The 10538-nt window shown below is 62.8% G+C and carries 9 protein-coding genes; 4 read left to right on the top strand and 5 right to left on the bottom strand.

Annotated elements, in window-relative coordinates; all coding sequences use genetic code 11:
• The first annotated feature begins 701 nt into the window (after positions 1 to 701).
• Positions 702 to 1952 carry an ABC transporter permease gene (locus LAN64_19430; protein ID MBZ5570003.1) on the top strand — a complete coding sequence of 417 codons (1251 nt, stop codon included), beginning with the start codon at positions 702 to 704 and terminating at the stop codon, positions 1950 to 1952.
• Positions 1953 to 3194 (top strand): ABC transporter permease, encoded by a 1242-nt coding sequence (locus tag LAN64_19425; GenBank protein ID MBZ5570002.1) that lies wholly within the window; start codon positions 1953 to 1955, stop codon positions 3192 to 3194. It abuts the gene before it with no gap.
• A 15-nt stretch (positions 3195 to 3209) separates the two neighbouring features.
• On the opposite strand, the gene LAN64_19420 is transcribed toward LAN64_19425, so the two are convergent.
• Positions 3210 to 3692, bottom strand: coding sequence for a nuclear transport factor 2 family protein (locus tag LAN64_19420; protein MBZ5570001.1), 483 nt, complete (start codon positions 3690 to 3692; stop codon positions 3210 to 3212).
• A 102-nt stretch (positions 3693 to 3794) separates the two neighbouring features.
• Here LAN64_19420 and LAN64_19415 point away from each other — a divergent pair, with 102 nt between their 5' ends.
• A complete protein-coding gene (locus tag LAN64_19415; GenBank protein MBZ5570000.1) occupies positions 3795 to 5045 on the top strand; it encodes an MFS transporter in 1251 nt (416 codons plus the stop codon).
• Between the two features lie 128 nt (positions 5046 to 5173).
• On the opposite strand, the gene LAN64_19410 is transcribed toward LAN64_19415, so the two are convergent.
• The 3 genes from LAN64_19410 to LAN64_19400 form a co-directional block, all read right to left on the bottom strand.
• Positions 5174 to 6145 carry an EamA family transporter gene (locus LAN64_19410; protein ID MBZ5569999.1) on the bottom strand — a complete coding sequence of 324 codons (972 nt, stop codon included), beginning with the start codon at positions 6143 to 6145 and terminating at the stop codon, positions 5174 to 5176.
• 155 nt (positions 6146 to 6300) lie between these two features.
• On the bottom strand, positions 6301 to 6456 hold the full coding sequence (locus tag LAN64_19405; protein MBZ5569998.1) for a glutaredoxin family protein: 156 nt from the start codon (positions 6454 to 6456) through the stop codon (positions 6301 to 6303).
• A gap of 150 nt (positions 6457 to 6606) precedes the next feature.
• Positions 6607 to 7005: an OsmC family protein gene (locus tag LAN64_19400; protein MBZ5569997.1), complete on the bottom strand. Its 399-nt coding sequence runs from the start codon at positions 7003 to 7005 to the stop codon at positions 6607 to 6609.
• A gap of 49 nt (positions 7006 to 7054) precedes the next feature.
• On the opposite strand from LAN64_19400, the gene LAN64_19395 reads away from it, so the two are divergent.
• Positions 7055 to 7756 (top strand): HAD-IIB family hydrolase, encoded by a 702-nt coding sequence (locus tag LAN64_19395; GenBank protein MBZ5569996.1) that lies wholly within the window; start codon positions 7055 to 7057, stop codon positions 7754 to 7756.
• Here LAN64_19395 and LAN64_19390 read toward each other — a convergent pair.
• Complete coding sequence (locus LAN64_19390; GenBank protein MBZ5569995.1) at positions 7736 to 10015, bottom strand: trehalose-6-phosphate synthase; 2280 nt, start codon at positions 10013 to 10015, stop codon at positions 7736 to 7738. The genes LAN64_19395 and LAN64_19390 overlap by 21 nt on opposite strands.
• Between the last annotated feature and the right edge of the window lie 523 nt (positions 10016 to 10538).

Here is a 10538-nt window from a genome sequence, read left to right as displayed (position 1 = left end):
GCGCAATCCAGATGTCCTCTTGCTTCTCCCGCTGCTTGCGCGTCCCCATCGACATGCGCGACATTCTACGAACTATGCCTGTGGATACTTCAGTACTTTCCGCTCACGAATCCAGACTTGCACCACGGGCTGCTAGGTGTTGGCTTTGCATGCTACGGACCTGGGCACTTCACTTTTCTCGGGCTAAGTGAAGATTCTCGTTTGGAGGTAGAGGTAGCAGTCCCAGAGCGTTGACCCAAGCCGAAGCCCGGCACCGCGCGGGAGCGCCGGGCAAATGGCAGCCCATGGAGGTGAAGTGGGCCGGATGCGGCTGGATTTCGTAGTTGATAACAGCAGTGGGCGTTGAAAAAGTCGCTTTTGCTGGAAATCGCGCCAATGGGGTATTTACTTGACTCAGGTGACCACAAGATATTGCGACGTGCTGCCACTCGGAGAAAATCGTCTATACGGCATCCTGGGGCGATCAAATGTCTGCCGATTTCTCGAACGCGAGTTTTTCAACAGCCACAGCACTTCACACAAGCCACGCTCGAAACCATATCACCAGGAACGCGGTACTGCCCTTCCGGGCGGTAGGCACACTCCCTTGTAAAACGTTGTAAATTCCCTCTTCTCCGCTAGTTCCCCGGAACATTTCCGCTTACTCTGGCGTATGTCTGATCAGGGCGATAACCAGCCTGAGTCCGCCCCGTCTAACGCCAATGCGCCTCTTGCTCGACATCTTCGTCCAGATGCTGCGCACCCTGTGGGCGCACAAGATGCGCTCGTTTCTCACCATGTTCGGCATCGCCTGGGGCGTGGGCTCCCTGCTGCTGCTGGTGGGCCTAGGCGAAGGCTTCCGCACCGGGCAGAAAAAGCAGCTCTCCACCCTCGGTGAAGACGTTCTTTTTATCTGGGGAGGCCGCGCGCCCGCCGTGGAAGGCAACTTCAACGGCATGCGCCAGTACTACCTCACGGTTCGCGACTGGCAGGACATCGTTCGCGAATGCAACGAGTGTCGCGCAGCCGCGCCCGGAATTTTCCGCGGCGACATCCGCGCGGTGAGCGCGTTCAACAGTTCCTCCGGCCAGCTCATGGGCGTGACACCGAACTACAACCAGATTCGCTATATCCCCATTAAGACCGGCCGCTGGCTGAACGACGGCGACAACGCCGAACGGCACTCGGTGGTTGTGCTGGGCGATGAAGCGCGCCGAATTCTGTTCCAGGGGCAGCCCGCCGTGGGCAGCACGATCCTGCTCAACGGCGTCCGCTTCGAGGTGATCGGCACCGTCGAACGCATCGGACACGGCGATAACAACACCATGAACCTGCGCATCATGATTCCCTTCGAGACCATGCGCATGTTCTTCCCCCGCAAGGACGCCGGCGATAATCCGGACGCCATCTCCTTTATCAATTACCAGCCGCGGGTGCACGCGCTGCACGAGCAGGCGCGCCAGCAGGTGCACAGGGTCATCGGCCGCAACCACCAGTTCGACTGGACCAACAACGACGCTTTCGACGAGTGGGACTCCATCCAGACCTACGACATGGTGGGCAAGATCTTTGACGCCATGGACATGTTTCTCGGCACCGTCGGCCTAGTGACGCTCTGCCTGGGCGCCATCGGGGTCATCAACATCATGCTCGTCGCCGTCGCCGAGCGCACTCCGGAAATCGGACTGCGCAAGGCCTTGGGAGCCACCAACCGCAGCGTCATGTTCCAGTTTTTTGCCGAAGGCGCGTTTCTGACCTTGCTCAGCGGCGGCATCGGCATGGCTGCCGCCGCGAGTTTGTGCGCAGCGCTGGGCACGCTGCCTTCGCCGCCCGGATGGGATACGCCCAAGATCGTGCCTTCCTCCGCCGCCATTGCCATCGGCAGCCTGGCGTTGGCGGGCATCATCGCCGGGCTCTACCCGGCGCGCAAGGCCGCCATGCTGCAACCCGTGGAAGCCCTGAGGAAGGAATAAATGACCGCCGACACCATGAGGATGGCCTACAGTGCCATGCGCCACAACCGGCGGCGCACGCTGCTCACCATGCTCGGCATGGCTTGGGGCATCGCCACGGTGGTCCTGCTGCTCGCCTATGGCGACGGCTTCGGGCGCGCCATTTATGCCATCTTCAACAATTTTGGGGCCAAGGCTGTCGGCGTGTTTCCGGGGCGCACCTCCATGCAGGCGGGCGGCAACAAGGCCGGCGTGCAGATCCGCTTCACCGACGATGACCTGGAGCGGCTGCGCAATGTCGTTCCCCTGGTGCGCCACATGGCCCGCTCCAACGGCAAGACGGTTCCCGTGCAGCGCGAGGAGCGCGCCTTCAATTTTGACGTGGAGGGCATTGATCCGCCGGCGCAGAACATCTGGAACCTGAGCGCCGAGTCCGGCCGCCTGCTCACCGACGAGGACAACTTTTCTCACGCCCGGGTCGCGGTCCTCGCCTGGGAAGCCAAGCAGAAGCTGTTCTCGGGAGCGCCCGCGGTCGGGCAGAAGGTGCGCCTGGGCGGAGTCACCTTTGAAGTGGTGGGCGTGCTCAACGCGCGCATGCAGGAAGGCGATGACGACATCAACCGCACCGTCTACATCCCCTACAACACCATGGGCCTGATCAAGGATACTTATTACATTGGCGGCATCTGGCTCGACTACGAGTCCCTCGACCACGACAAGGTCACCAAGACCATCCGCGAGACCATGGGCGTGGCACACAGCTTCAACCCCGAAGACCACCGCGCTATCTTCGTCTTCGACGCGCAGAAGCAACTCGCGCAATTTGAAATCATTACCCTCGGCATCAAGATCCTGATGGGCTTCATCGGCACGCTTACCCTCGGCATCGGCGGCGTCGGCCTGATGAATATCATGCTCGTCTCGGTGACGCAGCGCACGCGCGAGATCGGCGTCGAGAAAGCCCTGGGCGCCCGCAAACGCGACATCCTGTTCCAGTTCCTCGCCGAAGCTCTGGTCATCACCGCCGTCGGCGGCATTTGCGGCATCATCATGTCCTACGCCGTGTCGCTCGGCACCGGCCGCATCACTCTCTACAGCGCCCTCGCCTCCCATGCCGAAGCCGGCGATATCACCCTGCTCATCCGGCCGCGCGTGCTCGCCATCGCCACCGGGATCCTTGCCCTCGTCGGCCTCGCCAGCGGCATGTTCCCCGCCATCCGCGCCGCCAACCTCGACCCCATCGAAGCCCTGCGCTACGAGTAGCCGTATTCTCCGCGCTCATGGTTGCGGCACGATGTTGGCGTGACGCGCGACCTCCTGGAACCGCCCCTGCTGCCTCATCCATATTCCCGTGAAGCGCAGATGTTCGAGTTTGCCGGCATTCGGCATTCTTCCGCCCCACGTCACGTCTTCGCTGCCGGCCACGATCACGGTGCCGCCATACACACGCAGGTACTCGATGTGCCGGTCGTAATTCGTGATCACCAGCATGCCGGACTGCATCATTCCCAGCACCTGCTGCTTGGTGACGAACTTGTTGAGCGGATTAGTAACGACGAGATCGTCAGACCACAGGCTCGCCATCGCTTTTGCGTCCTTGTGAAGGAATGCTTCGACCTCTTCCCGGTTCAGCCGCCGGACCTCTTCTTCAGCGCGCTTATCACTCGTGGCGTCTGCTGTTTGCGCCTGAGCTGTTGCAAATAGCGCGGCCAGGCCAGCCAGCAGGACGAACCATGCGGCGCGAGTGAACTTCGTTTTCATGGCTACCATCCTTCAACGACGACGAACTTGTGCTCCATTAAACCGATTGCCGCGAATATCTGCAATACGGTTATCGCAGTTCTCTGCAATAATCGCCGGCCAATGACGGACGCCAAGCCCTGGTTCCTCGATCTCGCTCCTCACGAGCGCTCTACGCTCGTCGCCACATTTGGCGGATGGGCGCTCGACGGCATGGACGTCATGGTTTACAGCTTCGCCATCCCCAGCCTGATCGCGCTGTGGCACATCAGCAAAGGCCAGGCTGGAATCCTCGCCGCCGTCACACTCATCATCTCCGCCATCGGAGGCTGGCTCGCCGGACTCCTGGCCGACCGCTACGGACGCGCGCGCGTGCTGCAAATCACCATCGCCTGGTTCGCCCTATTTACCTTTCTCAGCGGCTTCACCAATTCCTTTTGGCAACTGCTGATCACGCGCGGCCTGCAAGGACTGGGCTTCGGCGGCGAGTGGGCGGTCGGGTCGGTGCTGATGGGCGAAACCATTCGCGCTCAGCATCGCGGCAAGGCAGTCGGTACCGTGCAGGGTGGATGGGCGATTGGCTGGGGAGTCGCCGCCATCCTCTATACCGTGCTGTTCTCGGCGCTGCCGGCCACCATCGCATGGCGCGCCCTGTTCTGGATCGGCGTTCTGCCCGCGCTGCTGGTCTTCTACATCCGGCGCTACGTCCCTGAACCCGAGGTCTTCCGCCGTACCCGCGCGCAACTCGCCGCCTCCGGCGATCGCAGCCGCTTCCTGGGAATATTCTCTCCGTCTCTTCTGCGCATCACTATGCTGACCTCGCTCATGGCCACCGGCGCCCAGGGCGGCTACTATGCCGTCACCACCTGGCTTCCCACTTATCTGAAAACCACGCGCGGACTCTCCGTGCTCAACACCGGCGCCTACCTGCTGGTGGTGATCGCCGGCTCCTTCCTCGGCTACATGATCAGCGCCTGGCTCACCGACCGCCTCGGGCGACGCCGCACGATGATTATCTTTGCCGTATGCTCGTTCGTAACCGTCGCCGCGTACACCTATCTGCCGATCGGAAATCGCGTCATGCTGGTGCTGGGCTTTCCGCTGGGCTTCTTCGCCTCGGGCTCGTTCGGCCCCATGGGCGCATTTCTCACCGAGCTCTTTCCCAGCCGCGTGCGCGGTTCCGGCCAGGGGTTTTCCTACAATTTCGGCCGCGGCGTCGGCGCACTCTTCCCCGCCCTGGTCGGCTATCTCAGCGCACGCATCTCCCTTGGCGCCGCCATCGCCGCCTTTTCCCTCAGTGCTTACTTGCTGATGATCTTGGCCGTCCTGCTGCTGCCGGAAACGCGCGGAAAGGAACTGCACGCTGTCGACTGATTGGGGATTTCGTAATCTGGGGTTTTCGTAATCTGGTAATTTCGTAAATTGGCAATTTCAAAGCTTAACGGTCAACCTCGCTCTCGGGAAAATTACCGAATTACCCATTTGCCCAATTACCAAATTCTTCACTCCATCGGTTCCACGGCGGCCTCTTTCCCCGAGAGTTGCACCAGCACCGTCGCCGCCAGCACCACCACGATGCCCACCACCTGGATGGGCCGCACCAGTTCGCCCAACGTGATGGCCGCGAGCAAGATGGAGAACACCGGCTCCAGGCAACTGGTCACGATGGCGCGCGTCGCATCCAGGTACTGCAACCCCGCGATGTAGAAGGAAAACGGCAGCAACACCGAGGTCACCGAAAACAGCGCCAGGAACCCCCATTGCGCGCCGGAATAGCGCTCGATTCGCCACGGCGGGTTGATCACCAGCCAGCACATCACCGCGCCCGCCAGAATGTACAGCAGCACCTTCCAGCGATCGTGCCGCGTCAGCAGCGGCGGGATGAACACGTTGTAGTAGGCAAACGAAAGCGCCGCCGCCATTCCCGCGGCCACACCGACTGGACTGATTCGAAACGCGCCCGCGCCCACCGCGCCGATGGCCAGCGCGCTGCCCAACACCGCCAGTCCCACCGACAATACGCGTGGCGCGGTCGGCCTCTGCACCCCGCGAGCCACCAGATACAGCAGCACCCACATCGGCGCCGTGTATTGCAGGATGATCGCCGTCGCCACGTTCGTCTTCTGGATGGCGAGGTAGTAAAAATAATTCGAGGCCGCGACCCCGAGCACGCCAACCAGCAGCGCGCGCACCAGATCCGCGCGCGACATTTTCAGTCCCGCCGTTCCGCGCCGCGCCAGCAGCACCGGCGCCAGCACCAGCAGCGCCAGCGTGGCGCGCGTCTGCGCCAGGATCAGCGGCCCGATCGGCGGCAGCGCCTGCCCGCTCACCAATCGCCCGGTAAACGCCGCCCGTCCCAGCGACGCCGAAATCCCCCAACACAGCGCCGCCGCCGCAATGAACACGTACCCCCGCACCGGATGCGAGCGCGGCGGAAACGGGCCTGGGATCTCGGCTTTAAGCTCCGTGGCCATGCGTGGTGACGGCAGTTTATCCGATCGCTTCTGGTCGCTGTGGGCCCCGGCGCGTGTGGCGCGGGCGCCCTCGCCCACCAAAAAAGGGCGCGGCTTTCACCGTGCCCTTTTTCCCTCATCCAAATCCGTTTTGCCTGAGGCCTGGCGCCTGAAGCCTACTCACCCATCAGCTCATCCAGCCTGTCCGGGTCGAAGCCGATCATCACCTCTTCGCCGATCACCAGCGTCGGCGTCGAGCGGCTCTGGTACTTGTAGACCAAATCGTTCACGGCCTGCTCGTCCGCTGACACGTCGCGATCTTCAAACTCGATACCTCTCGCCGAGAGGTAGGCCTTCGCGGTGCGGCACGGCGGTCAACCGGGTTGCGTAAAGATGACGACCTCTTTTGCCATGCACGCTAAGACGCCGCTGCCCGGCTCGAGGCTGCAAATATTTTCCCTGTGGATGCACAAGTCGGGAAATCACACCAGCTCGATCTCCGCCGTGATCTTGGCCGTCTTCGCCAGCATCCGCGACACCGAGCAGTATTTCTCCTTCGACAATCGCACCGCGTCCTCCACCGCCTTGCGCGACACCTTCCCGCCCACGCGATACCTCAGCTTGATGGCCGTGTACACCGCCGGCGGCTCCGGCGCGCGCTCCGCCTCCGCGCTCACTTCCAGGCTGGTAAACGGCTCGCGTTTCTTGCGCAGAATGCCGGCCACGTCCGACGCCGTGCAGCCGCACAACCCGATCAGCACCAGCTCCATCGGGCTCGGCGCGGTCTTGTCCTTGGCCGCGTCCACCACCATCGCGTGCCCGCTGCCGGCCACGCCGATAAACCGCTCGCCATCCGTCCACGTCGCGCGGGCTGTTACCATCGCTCATTCTCCAAATTCAAAACCGAGGCTCCCCGCATCCAATACCCCGATGCGCTTTCTTGCCTTCGCCACCGACTACGACGGGACGCTCGCCACTCAAGGCAGCGTCGAAAAGCGCGTGCTTCCGGCGCTCCATCGTCTGCGCGCTTCCGGCCGCAAGCTCCTGCTCGTTACCGGCCGCCAGCTGCCCGATCTGCAAAAAGCTTTTCCCGAGTATCGGATTTTCGACCGCGTGATTGCGGAAAACGGCGCGCTGCTCTTCCGGCCCGAATCCGGGGAGGAGGTCCCGCTTTGCGATCCGCCCGATGCGAGACTCATCGCCGCCCTGCGCGCCCGCGGCGTTCCCTTCTCTGCCGGCCGCGCCATCATCGCCATGCATGAGGACCACCACACCGCCGTCGCTTCCGTCATCCACGACTTGGACCTCGCCCTCGAGCTTCACATCGCCCTGAACAAGGGCTCGCTGATGGCGCTCCCGGCGCGTGTGGACAAAACCACCGGCCTCAAGGCCGCGTTGTCCGAGCTTCATCTCGACGCCGCCAGCGTGGTCGGCATCGGCGACGCCGAAAACGACGCCGCTTTTCTCGCTGCCTGCGGATGTGCGGCCGCGGTCGCCAATGCCCTGCCGCAAATCAAGCGCAACGCCGACCTGGTGACCAACTCCGCTCATGGAGCCGGGGTGGTTGAGCTCATCGAGGAACTTCTCGACAACGACCTCGCCCGCTGCGCGCTACGCCGCACCCTGGGATAGCGCCGTGGCAGCCTCCTTGCGGCCGGCTGCCGCCGCCTGCACCCGCACCTCGCACAAATCGCCGATCAGGTTGCCCGCCCAGCGATAGACGTTGTTCTGCTCCACCGTCTGCCGCATCCGTTGCATGCGCGCCCGCCGTTCCGCCTCCTTCATCTCCAGCACCTCGAAGAGGGTGTCGGCCAGCCGCTCGGTGTCGTACGGATTGACGATCAGCGCATCGGGCAGCTCGCGCGCCGCCCCGGTAAACGGGCTCAGGATCAGGACCCCGTCCCCATCATATCGTGACGCGATATATTCTTTCGCGACCAGGTTCATGCCGTCATGCAGCGAGGTCACCAGGCACACGTCCGCCGCCCGGTAGTAGCGGTCCACCTCGGCGTGGCTGTGGTGATGGTTGCGGAACACAATGGGCTGCCACTTGCCCGAGCGGAACCTTTGGTTGATCCGCTCCGCCGTCGCTTCCACTTCGGCCATCAACTCGCGATAGCGCGGAATATTGGTGCGGCTGGGCGCGCCAATCTGCACCAGGGTGAATCTTCCCTGGTGCTGCTCGTATTTCTCCAGGAACCGCTCCACTCCCAGCAACCGCTCCACGATGCCCTTGGTGTAATCCACCCGGTCCACGCCCAGGCCCATGTAGAGCGCTTCCACTCCCAGCTCGCGCAGCAACTCGGCCTGGTGCTCGTGGGCGTTCTGGAAAACCTGCGGCGCCGCGGGAAACACGATGCTGATCGGAAACGGCCGCACCATGGTCACGTGCTTGCCGCGGTTCACATTTCCGTGGTCCCACTCGATGCGCGACTCCAGAACCCGGTCCACCGTCTCCAGGAAGTTGTCGCAATGCGCCTGGATGTGGAAGCCGATCAGGTCCGCGCCCAGCAGCCCGTCGAGCAGTTCCGCCTGCCACGGACATATCCCGAACGCCTCCGGGTTCGGCCACGGGATGTGCCAGAACAAGCCCACCCTGGCGTCGGGCCGCCGCTCCTTGATCATGCGGGGCAACAGCGCGAAGTGAAAATCCTGCACCAGCACGATCGGCTGCTCCACGCTCTGCATTTCGTCGCACAGCGCGTCGGCGAAGGTTTCGTTCACCTGCTGGTATTCCTTCCAGTCGCCCGCCCGAAACGTCGGCCGCGTATGCGCGATGTGGCACAGGGGCCACAATCCCTCGTTGCAAAATCCGTAGTAATAGCTTTCTTCCTGCTGCTTGGTCAGCCACACGCGCCGCAGCGTGTAGCGCGGATCCTCCGGCGGGACGCGCACGCACTGCCGCGCGTCCACGACTTCCCGGTCGGCGTCGCCGCTGCCGTACGCGATCCAGGTACCGTCGCACGCCCGCAGGATCGGCTCCAGCGCCGTCACCAGTCCGCTGGCCGGCACCACCGTCTGCACCGTGTTTCCTTTCCGCGTGTGCATGTAAGGTTCGCGGTTGGACACCACGAACAGCCGGCTTCCGTTCAATTTCGTCCGCAGCGCCACCGTCAGCCGCTCCGCCGTCCACGACGATTGCGCCGCCTCCCGCAGCCGCGCTTCCTGCTCCGCCGACGCGCGCGCCTCCGACAACATGCGGGCGAAGCTGTGCGCCTCGTTGGCGAGTGGCTTGAGCAGATCATCCGATCCGGCCAGGCCCGATGCGCCCGGACTGCGGCCATTGCGCAGATCGCGCATCCACGCCGCCGTGCGCGCAATCGGCCGCATGATGCTGTGTTGGAACATCAACACCGTGGTCAGGATGATGAGCACGACCTGGGCCAGCACTCGCGTGCCCATGTCCCGCCACGCCTGCCGCCGCGCCGCGACGATGAATCCGGCGTCGTGCACCACCAGCAGCCCGCCCGTGACTCCGTCCTCGCCGTGCAGCGGAATGGCTCGGAAGTGCAACGGCTCTCCCTGCACGCGCAGAAACGCGTCCATGGCCTTGTCGTCCCGCATCGCCTGCACCAGCGTCTCCGGGCGCGTCGAGACCCATCTGGTCAGCGTCTTTGAAATCGCGATCGGGGTCTCGCCTGCTCCATATACCGCGATTCCGGCAAGGTGTTCCTTGTTGCCGAAGCGTTGCGCCACCCCCTGCAGCTCGGCTGTGTCGCCGCGACGCAGTAACGCTTCCACCCGCGGCTGCAGGCTGTCCGCCAGCGCTTCCGAGCGCTGGTTCAATTCCCGGCGGAGAACGAACCGTTCCCGCTCTGCCTGGTAGTACGACGAAAACACCGACACCAACAACACACATAAAACCAGGCAGCCAATCAGCCGCGCTACCATTCGCATAAGTCCTCGTAATAAACTTTGGACCTTAAAAGACTTTGTGCACCCGCGCAGCGGCCCCATGGGAAACTAGACTAGGTACGATGGTGCGGCCATGGCTTTAGGTTTCCAATGCAAGACGGGAAATGAGAGCCATCGGCCAGCTCATGAAGGATAATCAACTTGACAACGGCGGAGCAGCCGACCGTGCGGCTCGATGCCAGTCCTCCAAGTAACTCAATTGTTTACAATGCTTTACGCGTTCGCACTCGGTCCGCTTTTGGGGTCAGACGAAGTAGCGGCAGTCGAAGGGTATCCCGGAATCTCGCCGATAGCTAGGCCGAAAATCTTAAGATCTTTATTGCTAGGTCGAAAACCCTAACCCTTCATCCCTATTAACCTTAGAGGGGTATCTATTTAGCTCAGGTAACCCCAATGGGTTGTGGTTTCAGCTCCGGCCCGCCTGAGCCGACCGGACTATCGCCTTGTAAGTTGTTGGCTCCACGGCAGCGGCCTGCTGGACAAGGCGGAAGAACAGCTT

This window comes from Terriglobia bacterium, from assembly GCA_020073185.1.
Lineage (GTDB): Bacteria > Acidobacteriota > Terriglobia > Terriglobales > Acidobacteriaceae > JAIQGF01.
The sequence above is the reverse complement of the archived record's forward strand: the minus strand, read 5'-3'. Positions and strand labels throughout refer to the sequence as shown.

Bases quoted from the DNA above. Each gene is read 5' to 3' on its own strand.
- LAN64_19430 (MBZ5570003.1), top strand. From the start codon at position 702: ATGCGCCTCTTGCTCGACATCTTCGTCCAGATGCTGCGCACCCTGTGG.
- LAN64_19425 (MBZ5570002.1), top strand. From the start codon at position 1,953: ATGACCGCCGACACCATGAGGATGGCCTACAGTGCCATGCGCCACAAC.
- LAN64_19420 (MBZ5570001.1), bottom strand. From the start codon at position 3,692: ATGAAAACGAAGTTCACTCGCGCCGCATGGTTCGTCCTGCTGGCTGGC.
- LAN64_19415 (MBZ5570000.1), top strand. From the start codon at position 3,795: ATGACGGACGCCAAGCCCTGGTTCCTCGATCTCGCTCCTCACGAGCGC.
- LAN64_19410 (MBZ5569999.1), bottom strand. From the start codon at position 6,145: ATGGCCACGGAGCTTAAAGCCGAGATCCCAGGCCCGTTTCCGCCGCGC.
- LAN64_19400 (MBZ5569997.1), bottom strand. From the start codon at position 7,005: ATGGTAACAGCCCGCGCGACGTGGACGGATGGCGAGCGGTTTATCGGC.
- LAN64_19395 (MBZ5569996.1), top strand. From the start codon at position 7,055: ATGCGCTTTCTTGCCTTCGCCACCGACTACGACGGGACGCTCGCCACT.
- LAN64_19390 (MBZ5569995.1), bottom strand. From the start codon at position 10,015: ATGGTAGCGCGGCTGATTGGCTGCCTGGTTTTATGTGTGTTGTTGGTG.